Raw genomic sequence first — 20,630 nt, 5'->3', positions numbered from 1 at the left:
GGTTCCTTTAAGGCAGACCAACACGAATCAGTCTGGAAAATTCTGGGTTGTCGTTAAGTGGTTTTGCCTTTTCATTGATATAGCTTCTTTTTTTAAATTCCTGGAATGGGAGATCAGAACCCATTGCTCCTCTTTCGTAAAGCATCTGATCAAGATATCCGTTCACAAGCATTCTCCAGTCCACAACCGCATTTCCGGAATATGGTTTAGTATGTTTTCTGATGTTTGTAGTACAGTTGCTCGTAAGGGCATTATACCATTCGGGCTTTTCTTTAAGATCATTCACTTCTTTCAGGTAGTCGAGGAAAACTTTTCTGGCCATATCCTTGGTTGTTTTGGGTCTGTAGAGGTAAACGTCCTCGTTTCTGAAATTGGTTCTGAGTCTTACAAGATCCCTTTCATCTGCAACAACGTATGTCAGCTCGTACTGCTTGAAGAATCCTTTAACGGCAGAATACTCCTCTCCGACTTCCTTTCTTGTTTCTATGGAAAAGCAGACCTGGTCTCCTCCTTCAAATCCGAAACTAAGCATTGTATGGGCTATCATCGGCGATCCCCAGTAAACCATGTAAAAATCTGCCCCTGTTATTTTGGAGGTATCAAATGTTTTGTCGTAATATTTGGGGGTGTAGTCAGTTTCTGTTCTGTATTCGCAATTTCTGATATTATGGATGGTCACAAGATTGCCATTGAACTCTGCCCAGGGAAGAACAGCCACGTCAGGCTGCCAGTTTCTGGTGTTTGAAGGGGGGATCATCATCCACCAGATTACGAGAACTGCAAATACTGCAAAAAATAAAATTCTGGTTTTCTTTTTGGCAAAGCCAAAAGTCAGGCAAGTTATACAGAAAATAGCAAATATTGCTGCTCCTGTCATGCCCAGATTTTGAGGGAGATTTGAGTAAAAGATTGCAAAACATCCCCAGACTGACATCAGGGCCATTAAAAGCCATATTATTATTTTAAAAAAGAATTTAAGAAAACGCATTTTAATGAGATCTCCTGAATGTTTATTGGTAAAGTTTCAAGATGTTATGAATACATTATTCCGGTATGTAAAAATCACAGCCAATTTTGAATTTTACAAGGCGTGAGGGATTAAAATTGTGATCCAGATCATTATCTGTTTTGTCATCCCATAAAATAATAGACGGGATGATTTCGAATCTGAAATCTATGTTTTTTACTGAAAAGAAAGTCATGCCGAGTCCCGCGCTTATTTCGGTACCGTCTATATCATCACTTGTTATCCTTGCACCTGTGGAATCATTGACTCCTTCTTTATAATCCCAGTATATGCCATTGTACGCAAGGCCTGAGAGAAAATATAATCCAGGGAAGCTGTGTCTTGGTGTGAAGAAATACCTGTAATTGATCGCTGCTATAAGAATCTGGGGATCATCCCTGAAAAGACTTGTCACAGGGCCGTCTCCGTCTGTTTCAACCTTGGCTAATGCAAAATCCAGCTCAATGCTCTGTTTTGCGTCAATATCGTATCCAAAGGCAAGCCCGGCACTGCAGTAATTTGAAAAATCATCACCAGCAAATATTCCGCCGTTGATTCTTGGGCCTATATAACCGGATCTTCCAGTATTTTCATTATAATGACTTTTGTTTCTCTCCCAGTCCATGTCATCATCAGCAATACATACTGCTCCTGATATGCCTGAAAAAAGAAGCATTGAAACCAAAATGGATGCTTTTGCGGCATACTTGAACGCTTTTATGTGTATTTTCATTATGTTAGTCCATTATGTTATTGGCTTGCCTGATTAAGCAAAGCCTTTGTGAACCATAGTAAATCAGAAATGCTGTCTCTTGATTTTTTTTGAGAAATGACAATAACAGAAAAATATGCTTTATGTTATTTTTTTGTTATTTGTTTTCATGCTGAAACAGGCTTGTTATTGAGTATTACCGGCTTATCATGGACTCTGGAGTCCTAATAGAATCACCAATATCATCAAGCAGGATTTATGATTCTTCCTGAAAAAATCTTTATAACAGGAACAGATACAGGAATAGGCAAGACGTTTGTTTCTGCGGTAATTACAGCCGGGAGAAACGGATATTACTGGAAACCGATACAGAGCGGTCTGGAAGATATGACTGATACTGAATGGGTCAGATCTGTTACAGGTTTGCCTGACACACATTTTCTGAAAGAGGCCTACAGGCTTAATTCTCCGCTTTCTCCGCACATATCAGCCGAACTTGACGGAATATCCATTGATCCTGATCTGATTAATCTTCCGAATAATAAAGAATTACTTGTAATTGAAGGAGCCGGAGGCGTAATGGTTCCATTAAACGCAGATTTTGTTATGCTGGATCTAATGAGGAAATTCTGCCTGCCTGTTCTTGTTGTTGCAAGAAGCGGTCTTGGAACCATCAATCATACTCTTCTTACACTGGATACGCTGAAAAGAAGTGGCCTTGAGATAATAGGAGTCGTAATGAACGGCCCTGTTAATCCAGAGAACAGAGAATCCATAGAAAGACTGGGGCAGGTGAGGGTGGTAGCGGAAATTGAGCCGGTCCCAGTGATAAACAAATCTGTGCTTATTGAAATCTATGAGAGGTTTTTTAATGGATAAAGCAAAATCGCCTGTCTGGATGCCATATACCCAGATGAAGACAGCTCCTGAGCCTTTGAAAGTAAAGTCAGGCAAGGGTTCCTGGCTTTATCTTGAAAATGGTGAAAAGATTCTGGACTGTATTTCGAGCTGGTGGGTCAATATCCACGGCCACGCCTGTCCTGAAATAGCTGAGGCCATATACAGGCAGGCCAAGGAGCTTGAGCAGGTCATCTCTGCCGGGTTTACCCACGAACCAGCTGAAAAATTGGCGAGGCTCATTCTTACAAAGCTTCCTGATAACCTCAAAAGGGTTTTTTACTCTGATAACGGATCAACTGCTGTCGAAGTGGCGCTCAAGATGGCATTTCAATACTGGAAGAACAAGGGGGTTCAAACAAGAACATCCTTTCTTGCATTTGAGGGCGCATATCATGGCGACACCTTCGGAGCCATGAGTTCAGGTTCGAGATCTGTTTTTAATGATCCGTTTAACGAGCTTTTATTTGATGTGGATCGCGTTCCTTTTCCATCGACATGGTCGGATGATTCAGAAATTCTGGAAAAAGAAGCCGCCTCCATTTCATATCTTGAAAATCTTCTATCGGAAAATTCCGGCAAATATTCAGCAATGATTGCGGAACCCCTTGTTCAGGGCGCGTCAGGGATGAATATGTGCAGGCCCGAATTCATGAAAAAGCTCCAGGATATTTTGAAAAAGCACGATGTTCTGATGATCTATGACGAGGTTATGACAGGTTTCGGAAGGCTCGGAGAATGGTTTGCCTGCATAAAATCAGGTACTGAACCTGATATAATCTGCCTTTCAAAAGGCATTACAGGCGGTTTTCTTCCCCTTGCAGTTACTGTGGCAAGTGAAGAAGTTTATGAATCATTTTATGATGATGACGCTGCAAAGGCTCTTTATCACGGACATTCATACACGGCCAATCCTCTTGGATGCGCAGCGGCAGTTGCTTCATTCGGGCTGCTTTCTGAAAATGAGAACAGTTTCAGAAGAATCGAGAATATCCATAAGAAAGAAATGGAGAGCCTTAGAAAATATGAAAATCTTACAAGATTCAGGATTTGCGGAACAATAGCTTCGGTTGATTTTTACGGGGATTCTGGATATCTCAGCTCGATAGGGCCAATACTTAAAAGTTTTTTCACTGAGAAGGGCTTTCTTTTGAGGCCTCTGGGCAATGTGGTTTATATTCTTCCACCTTACTGCACCTCCGAGGAAGAAATCTGTATGATTTATGAAATAATTGCAAAAGCAGCCGAAACAGCCTTGATATAATTAATCTGTGCATTACAATCGCTTTTAAGAATGAGATGTGAACTGAACCTCATTTTTTAGAATTATTTTTCTGATATTTATTAATAAGGTATTCATCATTGATGAACTCGCAAAAAGTCAAAAAAAGGCATCGGCGTCATACTGGACTTGATCCGGCATCCTGTAATTTCAGCTACTTCTGGATTCCGGCCTGTGCCTGAATGACGGCAATAGGACTTTTTGCGACCTTGTCATAATTGATTGAGCTGTATTAATATAAAAAGTTTTTTTGACCTGATAAAATTCATTTTTTTTTATCAGGATAAACCATCAAAATTAATTTGGAGATTTTCGTTTGATCTGGTTGTGGATTTGCTTTTTATGTCTGGTCTTTGTAATTCTTGCCCTTGATCTCGGGATATTTCACAGAAATGCCCATGTCGTAAGCTTCAGGGAAGCCATGGGCTGGTCTTTTGTCTGGATTACCCTTGGTCTGAGTTTCACGGTATTTATTTATTATGCCTATGAGCTGAAATGGTTCGGAATTGGATTGTCTCCTGATGTAGTAGACGGAGTTGTAAACAGCGGCAGGGCTGCTGCTCTTAAATATCTGACTGGCTATGTTGTTGAAAAATCCTTAAGTGTGGACAACATATTTGTAATTGCAATGATATTCAGTTTTTTTGGAGTTCCACAGCTTTACCAGCACAGGGTGCTTTACTGGGGAATACTTGGAGCACTTGTTCTGCGCGGAGGCATGATTGTTCTTGGCGCAGGCCTCATAGCTCAGTTTAACTGGATCATGTATGTCTTTGGTGTTTTTCTTATCATCACAGGCATAAAGATGTTCTTCATAGACACAGATGAATCTGATCTGAATAATAATTTTGTAATAAGACTTATAAGACGTTTTGTTCCTGTTACGGAAAGATATCATGGACAGCATTTTCTGGTAAAGGCCGGTTCAAAGGCTTCAAAAAGAGCTCCTGTAAAGGGAGGGACAGCGCTCAGGGACAAGGTTGTGGAGAGGGCCAAAAAAGGCGCTTTACTTGTTACTCCGCTTGGGCTTGCCCTTGTAATGATTGAAACCACGGATCTTATTTTTGCAGTGGATTCCATACCAGCTATTTTTGCAATAACAGCAGACCCATTCATCGTTTTCACAAGTAATGTTTTTGCCATTCTGGGCCTCAGATCACTCTATTTTGCTCTTGCCGGAATGATGGACAAGTTCAGATACCTTAAGGTTTCCCTTGCGTGCATTCTTACCCTTGTAGGAGCCAAAATGCTTGTCGCTGAATGGCTTAAAGAACAGCTTGGCGAACACTTCGGTCTTTATCTGCTTGGCATGATAGTGTTGATTCTTGCTCTTGGCGTTATCTTTTCTCTAATAATTGAAGAGGAAAAGGATCTTTCTGAGACTGAGTGATCCTAAGTATTATTATTAGGCTATGTTCCAATTAAATGTAGAAATATGTAGAACAAAGTGTTTTTAGTATATTTTCTTAAGGAACTTTTTACACTTAAGTTCCCTCAAAAACTTTATGTTTTTTATGATCACAGCCCATTATTTATATCATTGAAAGTTTTTGCGGAGCTTTTTTCAAAAAGCGACCCGCCGGAGGCACCTTTTTATATTTGAATATCAAATAGTTTTGTATGTATCCTTCTCAACACCTAAGGAGGGACAGAGCATATTATATGCGTTGGCTGCTCAGGCCAGCGCTTGGCTCCGGCGTGAAAAATAATCTTTCCTGTTTTGCATAAAAAATGTAATTAATTTCATTCGTTTTAAAAATCATGATGCACCATTTCACTGTTTTGTCACTAACCAAACTCAAAGAAAGAGATCTATTATGAAATTCAAATCCCTTGTAGTATGTGAAACCTGTCTCGTGGATGGCCGCACAAATGCACTTTCCTTTATCAATATTCTTGAAGAAATCAATCTCACAACTGTTCCTGCAATGATCCACAAGGTTAATGTAATTGCGATGCTCGGACAGGATTTCCCGGGCGAAAACCCCATGATTCCCCTTGATATTGTTGTAACCCTTGATGGAGAGCAGATACTCTCCCAGCCGATTACAGTCGATTTTAAGGGAAGACAGGATACCAGATTCATACTCGAGATCAATGGCGTGCCTTTGAAAGCAGGCGGGCTTCTCAAGTTTTCAGTTAATCAGAATGGCAAAGAAATGCTTGAATATGTAGTGAAGGTTCACATGCAGGATCAGCTTGTTAACAGGCCTCAGTAACAGTACACAAAACTATTTCGGAGGTAAGAATGAAGGTTAATAACCGTTTCAGAAGTTTTTTGATTATGGCCGCTGGTATGGCTGCTGTTTCTATTTGTGTCGCAGCCCCTGGGTTTGCAGAAAAAAATAAGGACAAGAATAAGAACAAACATAATGATTCTTTTTCTTCCCAGATGGAGCAGGAGATTATTAATGAAGGTAATGCTCTAAAGGGAGAGGCAAACAAGGAAAAGGATAAGGCCGTTGAGCATGGAAAAACTAAAACAAACGATGCTTTTAAGGTCTTTTCTAATACCGAGAAGGACGCAATACATAGTTATTATACCGTACAGAACCAGAATCTTCCTCCAGGACTTGCAAAAAAAGTTGCTGGCGGCGGAAGCCTTCCTCCGGGATGGCAGAAGAAAGTTAACAAGGGAGAAGTTATTCCTGCTGACATCTACAAGCATGGGGAGCCTCTGCCAAAAGACATAATGATTCAGCTTCCGCCCCTTGCTGCCGGGACGTCTCTCATGAAAATAGACAACAGGATTGTAAAGGTCGCGGATGCCACAAAGACAATTATAGACGTTATTGATCTGCCATAGTTCTGGACAGACTATTTCATTTGTTTTTTAAGAGAAAATAATTCTGGGGAATATGTTGTAAAAAGTTCCCCAGATTCTCTAACAGTTTTTAGCTTTTTTTACCTTCTTCTCCTGCATTATTTTCAATCTGCTCAGAATATCCGCAGCTTGGGCATTTCAGGAAATTGCCCTGTATCTTGGAAGATTTCTCAGACAGGAAGCCATGGCCGCAGTCAGGGCATTTTTTGTCCACTGGTTTGTCCCAGGTTGCGAAATCACAATCAGGATATTTGCTGCATCCGTAGAAAATTTTGCCTCGCTTTGAGCGTTTTTCCCCTATTTGTCCTGTGCATCCCTGATTAGGGCAGGCCACGGGCTGGAAAGAGGATGCTCCCTGGCCTTGATTCATGGATTCGGTGTGCTTGCACGCAGGATATCCACTGCATGCCAGGAAATCCCCGAATCTGCCGTGCTTTACAACCAGAGGTTTTTCACATTTGGGGCAGGTCTTGTCTGTCTGGAGAGTAGGCACTGGCGCGACAGGATTTATTTTGCCGTGTTCGTCCCTTGTGTAATTACATGAATACGAACAGTCCGGATATTTTTCACACGCTAGAAAAGGGCCGTTTTTCCCGGTCTTGATCTTTAGTTCGCCTTCGCACTGAGGGCATTTTATGCCTGAAGGAAGACCAACTCCTTTGACGCTGAGCATATTCTTTGCCGCAGAGTCTAACTTTTCAGTAAAATGCTCATAAAAGTCTTTGAGAATATTCTGATACTGAGTTTCTCCGGTCTCAATTTTGTCGAGATTTTCCTCAAATTTTGCTGTGAACTCGACATCCATTTCAACAGGGAAATTTTCTGTAAGAAGATCATTTACTATGAGTCCAAGTTCGCTTGGTCTGAAATATCTGTTCAGGAGCTCCACATAGCCTTTGCTCTGGATCGTAGTCAAGATAGTGGCGTATGTACTTGGTCTTCCAATTCCGTTCTCTTCGAGCTCTTTCACAAGCGTTGCTTCCGAGAATCTCGGAGGTGGCTGGGTGAAATGCTGCTTTGGTTCTATTTTTTCGCACGCTACTTCCATGCCCTCTTCAATACCTTTGGGCATCAGCTGCTTGTCAGGCTGATCCTGATCATCGTCGGATGACATGTAAAGGGCCATGAAACCAGGAAATTTAACTGTTGAACCTGTAACCGTGAATATGAACTCACCGTTTCTGATAGCAACCGTATTCTGTTCAATTATTGCCTGTGTCATCTGGGACGCGACGAATCTTTTCCATATCAGTTCGTAAAGGGCCAGATGGTCTTTGTCCAGGAAAGACGAAACTCTTTCAGGCGTCAGGCTTATGTTTGTCGGTCTGATGGCTTCATGGGCATCCTGGGCTTTGTTTTTGTTTGTAAAATATCTTGGCTCTTTCTGGGCGTATTCCGGCCCCATATTGTTTCTGACAAAATCCAGGGCTTCAATTGCGGCTTCAGTTGCGATACGCGTAGAGTCGGTACGCATATATGTTATGAGTCCCACTGGCTCACCGTTGATTTCAACACCTTCATAAAGATGCTGGGCAACCATCATTGTTTTTTTTGCGGTGAAGCGGAGTTTTTTGATGGCTTCCTGCTGAAGCTTGCTTGTTATAAAAGGCGGAAGCGGATTTCTATGAGAAGTCTTTTTTGATATTTTATCAACTATATACGGCTTGCCGCTGAGCTCGTTTAAAATATTTTCAGCCTCTGACTGGTTTGAAATGCTTATTTTCTCACCTGATTTTTTAGCAAGCTTTGCAGTGAAAGGCGGCGGAGTCGGGCCGTTAAGAAGGGCTGAAATCGTCCAGTATTCTTCAGGGGTAAAGGCCATTATTTCCTTTTCCCTGTCACAGATGATTCTTAAGGCCACGGACTGAACCCTGCCTGCGCTTAATCCTGTCTGAACCTTTTTCCAGAGAAGAGGCGATAGATGATATCCCACCAGGCGGTCAAGTATTCGCCTTGTCTGCTGGGCATCATATTTGTTGTGGTTCATTTCGCCTCGGGACTTTAAAGCCTCGGCTATGCCTGTTTTGGTCAGCTCGTGGAAAAGTACCCTGAAGAAGGTTCTGCCCTTTTTCTGGAGAATGTCTGCTGTATGATATGCAATCGCCTCTCCTTCACGGTCAGGGTCGGGCGCGAGGTATATTTCTGTAGAATCCTTGGCCGCAGACTTAAGCTCATTTATTACCTTCTGCTTGCCTTTTATGACCTCGTAATGGGGTTTGAAATTATCTTCAATGTCAATACCCATAGTGTTTGTAGGAAGGTCTTTAATATGTCCGGCAGTGGCTGCAACATCGAATTCATTGCCCACATATTTTTTTATGGTTTTAACTTTTGTCGGTGATTCTACTATTATTAACGGTTTAGCCAATTCTTGTCCTCTTTAAGCGCGTATAATTTTCCGGGTAGCTGATGTATCAGCCCCTTTAACTCAAGTTCAAGGAGTATGCAAGATACTTTTCCCGGTTCAAGTCCGCATTTTCTTCCTATTTCATCTATATGCAAGGGGTATGCATCAAGTTTAGCCATGACTTTTTTTTCTGTTTCATCAAGGTTTGCCATATGAATTGTTGCATCAGAAGCGTTTGATTGCATTGTGGCCTTGCTTTTTAAAAGGTACGGCAGTTCTTCAATAATGTCTTCCGCATTTTCTATCAGCCTTGCTCCCTGCTTCAGGAGACTGTGAGTCCCTGAACTTTTGCTGGAGTTTATGCTTCCAGGAACAGCGAAGACCTCTCTGCCCTGTTCCGCTGCCAGCCTTGCGGTTATGAGAGATCCGCTTTTGTTTCCTGCCTCAACTACAACAACTCCGTTTGAAAGTCCGCATATGATTCTGTTTCTCATCGGGAAATTTCTGGCTTCAGGCCCTTCATTAAGAGCAAACTCTGAAATAACCGCCCCGTTTTCCGAGATTTTGTGAAAGAGCTTTATATTCTCGGGCGGATAAATCCGTTTCAGACCGCTGCCAAGTACAGCGATGGTTCTTCCCATTCCCTGGAGCGAGCCTTCGTGGGCAGATGTGTCTATGCCCCTTGCCATACCGCTTACAACTTCTATCCCTAACCCAGCAAGATTTTTTGCGAGTCGGCCTGCTGTTTCGATTCCGTAGTAAGTAGCATTTCTTGAGCCAACTATGGCTATTTTCGGAGTTTCGGCAAGGAGATTGCCGTAGACATACAAATATGGAGGCGGATCCGGTATCTCTTTCAAAATAGACGGGTAATCAGCGTTATTGTAAGTTATTATCTTTATGTCTGATTTTCCCGCAAGATCAAGTTCTTTTAAAATGTCAGTTGAAGTCTTTGTTCCGCTTATTCTTTTTGCAAGGTTTTCCGATATTCCTGCCTTTTCAAATAAATCCTTCCATGAAGCTGACAAAACAGTTTCGGGAGTGTCAAAGGCATTAATCAGCTTTTTGAAAGTTATGTTTCCGACACCGTTTACGGCTTTTAGGGTCAGCCAGGGAGCTATGATATGGTTAGAGTGCATTTTTTATCAGGGCTTTTCCAGCATTGAAAGCGCGACAGCACCCTGCTGGGAAAATGGATACGTAGATACAGTTTTTTTGAAATAGACAATCGATTCTTCTCTGTTTCCCATTGCCTGGTATGCATAGCCAGCTTTTAAAAGAGACGAAGGCGCTTTTTCCGAGTCAGGATATTTTTCAGCCACTATTTTGAAAGCCTCTATTGCCTCATCATATTTTTTAAGGCCAAACAGACTTTCTCCTTTCCAGTAAAGGGAATTGTCCAAAAGGTCATTTCCCGGAAAATATAAGACAATTTCATCAAATAGGATTGCCGCGCTTTCAAAATTTTTTGATTTATAGGCATCCATTGCTTTTTTATAAATAACATCAGGAGACTCTTTGGGCTTTTCTGCCGATGTCTTTTTTTCAGTTTCAGACCCATGTTGCTGGTTTTGTTGGGGTTGTGTTTCTTCTATTTTTTTTTCAGCATGTTCTGGAGCAGGATGTGCATCAGAAGGTGTTTCATGGTCTTGTTGATTTAATTCTGATTCAAGAGGTTTTTCATCCCTGGCATGCTTTTGGGACTCTTCCATATTGGCAAGGATTTTATCAACTTTTTTTAAGATTTCATCAATTTTTTTCTCTGTTTCTATCTGGCTGTCTCCTGCCTTGGCTGACTCATTTTTTTTTTCAGCATCTTTTTTTTTGAAGAAATCGCAGGCCTGCAATGACATTCCTGACAGAATGATCGCGGAAGAAAACAAGATGCTTTTAAGGGGCAAGGTTGAGGAGAATATTTTTTTCATCTGTTTGGCCTGCAAAAAAGGCGGCCTTTCGGCCGCCTCTAAGATCTTTAAATTATGTCTGGGCGATAGGTTTTTTTGAACGCTTGGTTTCAAGCGCATAAACTATGGCACCTGCTACATAAATGGAGGAATAGGTTCCTGTGAATATTCCTATGATCATTGCGAATGTAAAATCCTTTATCGATCCTGATCCCATCAGGTAAAGCGGAGTAATGGATATCAGCGTAAGGAGAGATGTCAGGATTGTTCTGCTCAGAGTATCATTGATACTCTTGTTCATGAGCTCTCCAAAGGTCAGTTTACCCTTATTGCTCTTTATTGTTTCCCTGACCCTGTCAAAAACGATGATGGTGTCATTCAGTGAATAACCTATGATCGTGAGGATGGCCGCTATGACAGGCAGGTTGAATTCAAGCTTCAGAACAGAGAAGAATCCAACCGTTATTATTACGTCATGGATAAGGGATGCTATGGCTCCTAAAGCGAATTTATGACCAAGCATCCAGAACATGACCAAGCTGACAATAAGGGCTATTCCTATCAGGATCGGTATGCTTACGTTGAATAGCGAAACAAGATACACTATTCCTATCAGTACGCCGCTGGCAAAAATGCTTTCGCCCCATTTCATCTCGAAACGGCCGGAAATATAGATGGCTATGAAAAGAAGGGCAAAAAATATGGCCATAAGCGCCATTTTTCTTAGCTCGCCGCTTACCTGGGGGCCAACCACATCTACGCTTAGTATTTCAATCTTTGCGTTTGTAGTTTCTTCAAGCTTCTTTTTCATATCATCCGTGAATCCCTGGCCACCCTTGATCTGGGACTGGGTTCTGAGTATGAATCTGTTTTCTTCAGGCTTTCCTGAATTCTGAAGACTCGGATCATCTATCCCGATGTTCTTGAGAGCCTCTCTTAAATCATCTGCATGCAGCTGTTTGTCAGCCTTTAACTCGATCTGGGCGCCTCCGACAAAGTCAACCCCGTATCTTGGGCCGCTATGATATACGAGCGATATGATCGTTATCACTATAAGGGCGCAGGAAAAGGCTGCTGCTATTTTCCATTTTCCAATGAAGTCAAAGTTAGTTCCTGGTTTAATGAATTGCATGGTCATCCTTTCCAATATTAAATACTGATTGTCTTTCTTTCAGGATTTGACAGAATCATTTCAAAAATTCCCCTGGTCAGAATTATGGCTGTGTACATACTCGCAAGAACGCCTATTGTGAGGGTAACTGCAAATCCTTTGACAGGGCCTGTACCAAACTGGAAAAGAACTATTGTTGATATGAGGGTTGTGATATTGGCATCAAGAATTGTCACAGTCGCTATCTCATAGCCTGAATTTACGGCAGCCCTGAGAGTCTTGCCTGCCCTCAGCTCTTCCCTGATTCTTTCATAGATCAGTACATTGGCGTCAACTGCTATGCCTATGGTCAGGATTATGCCGGCAATGCCAGGAAGAGTAAGTGTTGCTCCAAGCATGGCAAGCACTGCGCCTATCACAAGGATGTTCACCAAAAGCGCTATATTGGCAATAAGGCCTGCAAACCTGTAATAAACAAGCATGAAACAGACTACAATCAACAATCCAATAAGTGCGGATGTGACTCCAAGGCGGATCGAGTCAGCTCCGAGCGCAGGGCCTACGAGTCTTTCTTCCTGAATCACAACAGGAGCCGGAAGAGCACCTGCCCTTAAGACAACCGCAAGGTCCTTGGCCTCGTCAAGGGTGAAATTACCTGTGATTCTTGCTGTTCCCCCGGAAATTTTATCCTGAATTACAGGCGCTGAATAAACCTTGTTGTCCAGTATTATTGCAAGTCGTTTCTGAACATTTTCCCCGGTGATTCTTTCAAATATTCTCGAACCTTTTTTGTCGAACGTGATTGTTACGTGGGGCTTGTTGTAATTCTGGGAATCAATCTGAACCCTTGCGTCTGTAATCGTGTCGCCGGACAAAAGAGCCTGTTTCTTTATAAGAAAAGGCTTTGGCGAAGACTTGCCTGACTCGGCGTCTTTTTCATTCTGGTACAGAACCTGGGTGCCCGGAGGAGGACTATCTATGCTGCCTGAGTCTTCAACAAGCTTGAACTCGAGAAGGGCGGTCTTTCCGATCAGATCCTTTGCCCTCTGGGAATCCTGGATGCCAGGAAGCTGTATTATGATACCCTTTTCGCCATGTTTTCTTATGTCAGGTTCAGCAACACCGAAAGCGTCAATTCTGTTTCTTATTGTCTCAAGAGCCTGGTCAACTGACATTTTTTTTATGTTATTAACCTCTTCGGCAGGGAAGGCCATGGTTACAGTATACGCATCACCCTGGGAAGATTCGTTTGTCTGCTTCAGTGTTCCGAATTCCTTTTTCATGGATTCCTGAAGCTTTTCCTTGTCCGCCTTTGATTTAAGACTTATTTCAATGGACTTGGACTCTTTGACGAATTTGACCGCGTCATATTGGATCTGATCCCTGCGGAGAAGAACTTTTACTTCTTCGCTCATTCTTTCAAGGGATTTTTCGACAGCCACATCTGATTGTACATCAAGTACAAGATTCATCCCGCCCTGGAGGTCAAGCCCAAGATTGATTTTCTTGTTGGGCCAGATTCCTTCCTTGAAAGTCGGTGCCACGAATGTGGCTGATATGACGATTACAGCAATCGCCGTGATTAGTTTCCATGAATAGTTTTTCAAGACTGCATCCTTTCTGCTTTAGAATGGTTTTCTTGATAAAAGTGGTTTCTGAAAAATCAGTAAGGATAAAAAACCCGGCTATTCAGCCGGGTTATTTTTATTTGCCTTCTTTAGCTTTCTGGTTGGCAGCGTTGAGAACTGTATTGACGCATGCCTTGTCCAGCTTGATTTCCAGCTTGTCAGCTATTTCAAGATGCACTGTGGTTTCGGATACGGAGGTTACTGTACCGTAGATTCCTCCGGAGGTGACAATCTTGTCGCCTTTTTTGATGTTATTCATCATTTCTTTGTGTTCTTTCATTTTTTTCTGCTGTGGACGAATCAGAAGAAAATAAATGATCACAAACATGATCAGAATTGGAATAAACTGGGCGAAAGCTCCGCCAGGCGCCTGGGTTGCCGCGCCGCTCTGTCCCATTGCATAAGCAGTGCCTATCAAGATTCTACCTCCATACTACTTTAATTCTACAGACATTAAGGTTAACAGAAAAAATGTATCAAACCAAAGGAATCAAAACAAAATGCCACTAGTAAAGCCTAAATAGTTAGTATTAAAGCTTTTTCAAATATTTTCGGCCCATGTGAGGTTTTGAATTCGATATGGTATAGCCTAAAAAACCAGCCCTGTCTAATAATACGAATCGCTAAATGATTCAACTATTTCTGAAGGACTAATCCAAACAATATCAGGACGAGGTGATTTCCCTCGCCATTGGTGCAATCCCGTGTTCGCCCAGTATTGTTATTGTAATTCCTTTTTTTGTTTCGATATCATAGAGTTCGGATCTTTTATTGTTCAGAATATAGTTTGCAACATTTACTGGCAAAGATGCTTTTATCTGGGTTATTCCCTGCTTAAGTGACTCTGTTCTGAGTTCTCTCAAAAAAGCAAGTCCAAGGGCTTCGGTTGAAAGAATGGTGCCCTTGCCGCTGCAAAGAGGGCAGGTGATGAAGCTGCCGAATTCAATGGATGGCCTGATTCTCTGTCTGGAGAGTTCGAGAAGCCCGAATTTTGAAATTTTGCCGATTTTTGCCCTTGCCTTGTCTTCTTTCAGGTGGGCCTTGAGATTTTTTTCAATTTCAAGTTTGTGCTTTGTTTCCTTCATATCAATGAAGTCTATTATTATAAGGCCGCCAAGATCCCTTAGTCTGAGCTGTCTTGCTATTTCCTCGGCTGCTTCCTGATTCGTCGAAAATGCGGTCTGTTCAATGCTGTCCTGTTGTGTGGCCTTGCCTGAATTGACATCTATGGATACGAGCGCTTCTGTCTGTTCAATTATGATATAACCGCCTGATTTCAGCTGGACTCTTTTTTCAAAAATTGATGATATCTGGTCTTCAATTTTATAGTGGGCAAAAAGAGGATTGTCGCCTTTGTGGTGTTTAATCTGCTTTGCCTGGACAGCAGAGATGATCTGCACAAATTGTTTGACTTCCTTGTAGACCACTTCATGGTCAATTATTATTTCTTTGACATCCGGCGTCAGATAGTCCCTGATTGATCTGAGTGCAAGGCTGCGTTCCTTGTAAAGAAGGGCAGGGGCCTTTTCATTCTGGGCCTTGACGTTTATTTCCTTCCACAGCTTCATGAGATATCTGACGTCTTTGTCAACGTCAGTTTTTGTGCAGTTTTCACCTATGGTTCTAAGGATAAGCCCGAAGTCTTCGGGCAGTTTGAGCTTCGATATTATTTCCTTGAGGCGTTTTCTTTCTTCTTCGTTTTCAATTTTTCTGGAAACCCCGATATTTGTCGAGCCAGGCATTAAAACTGCGTAACGGCCGGGAAGGGATATGAAGGTGGTCAGCATTGCGCCTTTGGTCTGTGCAGGATCTTTCGTGACCTGAACCATGACTTCCTGGCCCTTTTTGATCAGCTTTCTGAGGGATTGGCTGACTTGAATACCGTCCTGGAAATAATCCGTATGGATTTCCTGCCTTTGCAGGAACCCGTGTCTGTCTGAGCCGTAATCCACGAATACGGCCTGAAGGCTTGGTTCCACCCTAGTCACAATACCTTTATAAATATTGCCCTGGGTGATTTCCCTTGCCGCTGTTTCAATGTGAAACTCTTCAAGCTTGTTGCTTGAGATTTTTGCTATGCGGCATTCTTCACTGTCCACCGCATTGATAAGGATCTTTATACTCATTTTGAAATTTTCCTTATTGCCGGCGCGCAATCAGAGCGGATAATGGAACATCCTCATAAAATTAGTATGCTTATCATTCTGTCTTCGTATCCCGGTCGCTTTCCGATAAATTTTATCAGGTTAGCTTAATAGTCGGCATAAGGGCTCAAGGATTTTTATTCCCTGCTCACCTTTTGCCGTAGTTTTATCATCTTGGACGCGAAATGGAATAATGGCATGGGTCTGATTATTCAAAGATGGCTGCGCTGGCAAAAAAAAGATTATTATTGAATTCATGGGGAAACGGTCAGATGTATTTTTTATGTCCGTAAAAACCATGAAATTGCGTTTATTTTAATGTCTGACAACATTGCAAAAAGTCCGATTTTCGTCATTCCTGCGTAGGCCGGAATCCAGAAGTATCTGAAAATGCAAAGATCCCGGATCAAGTCCGGCATGACGCTAAAGTCATTTTTTGACTTTTTGCGAGTCTATCAATGTCTGGAAAGCCCGTTTACTTGCTCCGGGCTAAAATATTATTTCAGTCTTAATTTAGGATGACAGCACGGCTGATAAAAAGCCGCCTGACCATCAAAAATAGACATATTTTGTTTTCTGGGGAACTGTTCCAAAAGGCAGATGCTTTAACGGCTTGCCAAATAAGCCGGAAAAACCATATAAACCTGAACCACCATAAAATTAAAGACGGATGAAAAATAAGCAATCAAGAGCCTCAAGTCAATTTTTTTTTGGAGATGTCATTTGATTCTGGCTGCCTTCTTGATATTTGGTCCCTGTTGTGGCATGAGATATCCGTATTATCCCGCCGACTTGTAATCATGCTGTGGCTGGTACTGATTGATTCTGGCGGGTTTTCATTTTTATGAGTTTGTGAAAATCCATCCTTAATATTTGTGCTTTTTCTATAGATTGCGGCATTATGTGATCCTTAATACTGAAATTGTCCGGATCATAAAGGATTTTCATTTATGTTTTATTGTTATTATAAATTTTGAACAGCGGAGGCATCTGGCGCATGGACAAAAATTACCGCCCCGAAATGATAGAATCTAAATGGCAGGGCTTTTGGGAAGAAAAATCGTCCTTTAAGTCTGTCATAGATAAGACAAAACCCAAATACTATGTACTTGAAATGTTTCCCTATCCTTCCGGGAAGATTCATATGGGCCATGTGCGTAACTATACCATTGGAGACGTGATCGCCAGATACAAAAAAATGAAAGGCTTCAACGTACTTCATCCCATGGGCTGGGATGCTTTCGGTATGCCAGCGGAAAACGCCGCTATCAGCAATAATACACATCCGGCTGCCTGGACATATTCCAATATCGAAGCCATGAAAGTTCAGTTAAAGCGTCTCGGTTTCAGTTATGACTGGCAAAAGGAAATAGCCACTTGCAAATCTGATTATTACAAATGGGAACAGTGGCTTTTTATAAAAATGTTTGAAAAAGGCATGGCTTACAGAAAAGAATCCCATGTCAACTGGTGCGATCCATGCCAGACAGTTCTTGCAAATGAGCAGGTTGAAGACGGGGAATGCTGGAGATGCGGAAATCAGGTTCGTCAGAAAAGGCTGGATCAGTGGTTTTTCCGCATAACAGATCATGTCGAGGAGCTTCTTCAGGAATGTGATAATCTCACTGGCTGGCCTGAAAAAGTAACAACGATGCAGAGGAACTGGATAGGCAAGAGCGTGGGTGCAAGAATCAGATTTGCCATCGAGGAAAGCCCGGAAACAATAGAAGTATTCACAACAAGACCTGACACTTTATTCGGCGCTACATTCATGTGTCTTGCTCCTGAACATCCTCTTGTCCTTTCACTTTCGTCAGGAAAGGAAACAGAGGCTGATGTAAAAGTTTTTCTCGAAAAAATTGCCACCCAGGACAGATCCAGCAGAAATATCGACATGCTGGAAAAAGAAGGCGTGTTTACAGGCGCATATTGCATAAATCCGATGACAGGCAGGAAAATGCCGGTATTTGCCGCCAATTTTGCCCTGATGGAATATGGAACAGGCGCTGTCATGTCTGTACCTGCCCATGACCAGAGAGATTTTGACTTTGCGCTAAAATATAATCTCGAGCGCATTGTAGTTATTCAGCCAAAGGGTGAAACCCTTGATGCTGAGACAATGAAGGCCGCTTATACAGCTCCTGGTTTTCTTGTTAACTCAGGTGATTTTACAGGTATGGACAATAAGGATGCCCAGGATGCCATAGCAACTTATCTTAAGGATAAGGGGCTGGGGGACAAGGCTGTGACCTACAGGCTGCGTGACTGGGGCATCTCAAGGCAGAGATATTGGGGAAGTCCCATCCCTATGATTCACTGTGATTCATGCGGGATAGTTCCTGAAAAAATTGAGAATCTGCCTGTTCTGCTTCCAGAGGATGCCCAGCTCCTTGAAAATGGTGGATCTCCTCTTCCTGCGCTCGATTTTTTCAAGAAGGTACAGTGTCCTAAATGCGGAAATCCCGATGCAGTCAGGGATACGGACACAATGGATACTTTTGTGGAATCGTCGTGGTATTTTATAAGATATTGCAACCCTTTCTGCACCACAGGGATGATAGACCGTGAGTCAGTTGATTACTGGATGCCGGTTGATCAATATATCGGCGGCGTTGAACACGCGATTCTTCATCTTCTTTACTCAAGATATTTCACAAGGGTAATGAGGGACGAAGGGCTTGTCGGCATCTCGGAGCCATTTGACAAGCTTCTGACCCAGGGGATGGTTTGCAGGGAGACCATGACCTGTCCTGAACACAAATTTCTTTATTATGATGAAATTGTTCAGACAGAATCAGGGCCTGTTTGCAAAATGTGCTCAAGTCCAGTTACTTCAGGACGCCTTGAAAAAATGTCCAAGTCAAAGAAGAACGGCGTAGATCCGGATAAAATGCTCGATAAATACGGCGCTGACACTACAAGGTTATTCTGTCTCTTTGCTGCTCCTCCTGAAAGGGATCTTGAATGGAGCGACCAGGGTATAGAAGGCGCTGACAGGTTCCTCAACAGGGTCTGGAGGATCATCAGCCGTTATTATGATCTCATAAACGGCAAAAAATCATACTCAGGATCGGTGGATGCACTATCAGGAAAGGTTCAGGAACTTTTCAGGAAAGCTAACTTTACCATCAAAAAAGTTGGGGAAGACATTGAAAACAGATATCAGTTCAATACCGCAATAAGTGCTGTCATGGAACTTGTTAATTTGCTCTATCTCATGGAAGGAGAGGAAGAAGCTCCATTTGCTCCTGAAGTTATCAGATTCTCAATCGAGTCCATGACACTTTTGCTTGCGCCTTTTGTTCCCCATATTTCAGAAGAACTCTGGGCTTTTCTTGGAGATGGCTCAAGTGTTTCTGCAAAGGCTTGGCCTGTTTACAGGGAAGACGCCCTTGTTGCAGACGAGGTGACCGTGGTTGTTCAGGTTAACGGGAAACTCAGAGGAAAGCTCAATATGCCTCTGGATTCGGATGAGGAAACAGTAAAAAAGCTTGCACTCGAAGATCCGCAGGTAGAGAAGTTTATCGATGGCAAACCTTTGAAAAAGGTTATCTATGTCAAGAACAAGCTTCTTAATATAGTAGTTTAATACTTTGCCTGTTCCTTGGTGCATACTATTTGGTATGCGCCAGACAGGCTCTTCCATTTCAATAGGCCGGAAACTTTCACCTTCGGTTCCCGGCAAAGTTTTTTTGTCCTGGTATATTTCTGGAGATCCCTTTGAATAAAAGATATTTAAGTGTTCTTATCATCCTTCTTGTCTGTACGTTTACATCCTGCGGCTACAGGTTTGCCGTTGGAACAAAACTTCCCGGAGGCATTAAAAAGCTTGGTATCCAGATGTTTGAAAACAAAAGCAGGGAAAGCGGATACGAGGTTGTTCTGACCAATTCCCTTATTGAGGAATTCATCAGCAAGAGCGCGGATACTTATTCTTCTCTCGAAAAGGCTGACGGATTCATCAAGGGCGAGATCTCAAGGATAGACATTAAGGGCATAACACACTCAAATCCTGATATTGCCACTGAAAGAAAGGCCGTGGTTTTTCTGGACGTGAATCTTGTGGATAAGAGCGGAAAACTTGTAAGGCAGCTTGCAAAGCTGACGGACGAGGAAGCTTACAAGGTTTCTGATAACAGGACAACAACTGAAAATAATAAGCAGAATGCGCTTTTGACGGTTTCAAAAAGAATGGCTGAAACTGTTTATGAAAAGCTGAATGAATATTGACAAGGTATTTCCGTCATTCCGGTGAAGGCCGGAATCCAGAAGTGTCTGAGAGTGCTGGATGAAGGATCAAGTCAGGCCTGAAGTCCTTTTCTGACTTGTTGCGAGACCATTAGTATCAATAAGCGATTTAAACGATCAAGCCGGGCTATACAAGAAAAAGAAAAGCCGGGAATCCCCGGCTTCAGATTTTCAGTTGCTAATATATTTGAGCGTTTACGCGTTTGCTTTATTTATCGCATTAAGCTTTTTTGCAAGACGGGAAATTTTTCTTGCTGCATTGCGTTTGTGAATTACGCCTTTTTTTGCAGCCTTGTCTATGGCTGATTTTGCCATGTCAAGAACGCTTGCTGCATTTTCATCTTTTTCAGTAACAGCTGCGAGGACTTTTTTTACTGCTGTTTTAACATGAGTTTTTACCATTCTGTTGCGAAGGTTTTTCTTCTCGCCCTGTTTTGCTCTTTTTTCTGCTGACTTATGATTAGCCAATTTCCAAGACTCCTTAAGTTTGATATTTTTCTATATGCATAAATTGTATTTTGAATGTC

The 20,630-nt window shown here is 42.2% G+C and carries 17 protein-coding genes; 7 read left to right on the top strand and 10 right to left on the bottom strand.

All coding sequences use genetic code 11. From position 1 onward, the window contains the following. Nucleotides 1-7: 7 nt before the first annotated feature. Together K245_RS0109205 and K245_RS0109200 are read right to left on the bottom strand one after the other, a co-directional pair. Complete coding sequence (locus K245_RS0109205; RefSeq protein WP_027359058.1) at nucleotides 8-988, bottom strand: Lnb N-terminal periplasmic domain-containing protein; 981 nt, start codon at nucleotides 986-988, stop codon at nucleotides 8-10. Nucleotides 989-1,043: 55 nt separating this feature from the next. Further along, on the bottom strand, nucleotides 1,044-1,739 hold the full coding sequence (locus K245_RS0109200; RefSeq protein ID WP_027359057.1) for a hypothetical protein: 696 nt from the start codon (nucleotides 1,737-1,739) through the stop codon (nucleotides 1,044-1,046). A gap of 237 nt (nucleotides 1,740-1,976) precedes the next feature. Here K245_RS0109200 and bioD point away from each other — a divergent pair, with 237 nt between their 5' ends. The 5 genes from bioD (at nucleotide 1,977) to K245_RS26520 (ending at nucleotide 6,703) form a co-directional block, all read left to right on the top strand. Then, entirely contained in the window at nucleotides 1,977-2,597 is a 621-nt protein-coding gene (gene bioD / locus K245_RS0109195) for a dethiobiotin synthase (protein WP_027359056.1), read from the top strand. After that, nucleotides 2,590-3,879 (top strand): adenosylmethionine--8-amino-7-oxononanoate transaminase, encoded by a 1,290-nt coding sequence (gene bioA / locus K245_RS0109190; RefSeq protein WP_027359055.1) that lies wholly within the window; start codon nucleotides 2,590-2,592, stop codon nucleotides 3,877-3,879. The genes bioD and bioA overlap by 8 nt, the downstream gene beginning before the upstream one ends. Nucleotides 3,880-4,213: 334 nt before the next feature. After that, entirely contained in the window at nucleotides 4,214-5,287 is a 1,074-nt protein-coding gene (locus K245_RS23760) for a TerC family protein (RefSeq protein ID WP_051284008.1), read from the top strand. A 427-nt stretch (nucleotides 5,288-5,714) separates the two neighbouring features. Next, entirely contained in the window at nucleotides 5,715-6,116 is a 402-nt protein-coding gene (locus K245_RS0109180) for a hypothetical protein (protein ID WP_027359054.1), read from the top strand. Nucleotides 6,117-6,145: 29 nt separating this feature from the next. Continuing rightward, on the top strand, nucleotides 6,146-6,703 hold the full coding sequence (locus K245_RS26520; protein ID WP_051284007.1) for a hypothetical protein: 558 nt from the start codon (nucleotides 6,146-6,148) through the stop codon (nucleotides 6,701-6,703). 88 nt (nucleotides 6,704-6,791) lie between these two features. Here K245_RS26520 and topA read toward each other — a convergent pair whose 3' ends face one another. The 7 genes from topA to K245_RS0109135 all read right to left on the bottom strand — a co-directional run bounded on the left by topA (nucleotide 6,792) and on the right by K245_RS0109135 (nucleotide 15,837). Then, a complete protein-coding gene (gene topA, locus K245_RS0109170; protein WP_027359053.1) occupies nucleotides 6,792-9,089 on the bottom strand; it encodes a type I DNA topoisomerase in 2,298 nt (765 codons plus the stop codon). After that, a complete protein-coding gene (dprA, locus tag K245_RS0109165) occupies nucleotides 9,074-10,207 on the bottom strand; it encodes a DNA-processing protein DprA (protein WP_027359052.1) in 1,134 nt (377 codons plus the stop codon). The genes topA and dprA overlap by 16 nt, the downstream gene beginning before the upstream one ends. Nucleotides 10,208-10,213: 6 nt before the next feature. Beyond that, nucleotides 10,214-10,993, bottom strand: a complete 780-nt coding sequence (locus K245_RS0109160; protein ID WP_198013863.1) for a tetratricopeptide repeat protein — start codon at nucleotides 10,991-10,993, stop codon at nucleotides 10,214-10,216. Between the two features lie 52 nt (nucleotides 10,994-11,045). After that, on the bottom strand, nucleotides 11,046-12,104 hold the full coding sequence (secF, locus tag K245_RS0109150) for a protein translocase subunit SecF (RefSeq protein ID WP_035276863.1): 1,059 nt from the start codon (nucleotides 12,102-12,104) through the stop codon (nucleotides 11,046-11,048). 17 nt (nucleotides 12,105-12,121) lie between these two features. Next, entirely contained in the window at nucleotides 12,122-13,690 is a 1,569-nt protein-coding gene (gene secD, locus K245_RS0109145; RefSeq protein WP_027359048.1) for a protein translocase subunit SecD, read from the bottom strand. Between the two features lie 97 nt (nucleotides 13,691-13,787). Beyond that, nucleotides 13,788-14,129, bottom strand: a complete 342-nt coding sequence (gene yajC / locus K245_RS0109140; RefSeq protein WP_035276861.1) for a preprotein translocase subunit YajC — start codon at nucleotides 14,127-14,129, stop codon at nucleotides 13,788-13,790. Between the two features lie 247 nt (nucleotides 14,130-14,376). Next, nucleotides 14,377-15,837 (bottom strand): Rne/Rng family ribonuclease, encoded by a 1,461-nt coding sequence (locus K245_RS0109135; protein WP_027359046.1) that lies wholly within the window; start codon nucleotides 15,835-15,837, stop codon nucleotides 14,377-14,379. 1,015 nt (nucleotides 15,838-16,852) lie between these two features. Here K245_RS0109135 and leuS point away from each other — a divergent pair. Then, entirely contained in the window at nucleotides 16,853-19,444 is a 2,592-nt protein-coding gene (gene leuS, locus K245_RS0109125) for a leucine--tRNA ligase (RefSeq protein WP_027359045.1), read from the top strand. Nucleotides 19,445-19,575: 131 nt separating this feature from the next. After that, nucleotides 19,576-20,085, top strand: a complete 510-nt coding sequence (gene lptE / locus K245_RS0109120) for an LPS assembly lipoprotein LptE (RefSeq protein WP_027359044.1) — start codon at nucleotides 19,576-19,578, stop codon at nucleotides 20,083-20,085. 213 nt (nucleotides 20,086-20,298) lie between these two features. Here lptE and rpsT read toward each other — a convergent pair whose 3' ends face one another. After that, a complete protein-coding gene (gene rpsT / locus K245_RS0109115) occupies nucleotides 20,299-20,571 on the bottom strand; it encodes a 30S ribosomal protein S20 (RefSeq protein WP_027359043.1) in 273 nt (90 codons plus the stop codon). Between the last annotated feature and the right edge of the window lie 59 nt (nucleotides 20,572-20,630).

Origin of the sequence: Desulforegula conservatrix Mb1Pa (assembly GCF_000426225.1) — a bacterium.
GTDB lineage: Bacteria > Desulfobacterota > Desulfobacteria > Desulfobacterales > Desulforegulaceae > Desulforegula > Desulforegula conservatrix.
Note: the sequence above shows the minus strand (reverse complement) of the source record. Positions and strands in the feature narration are given on the sequence as shown.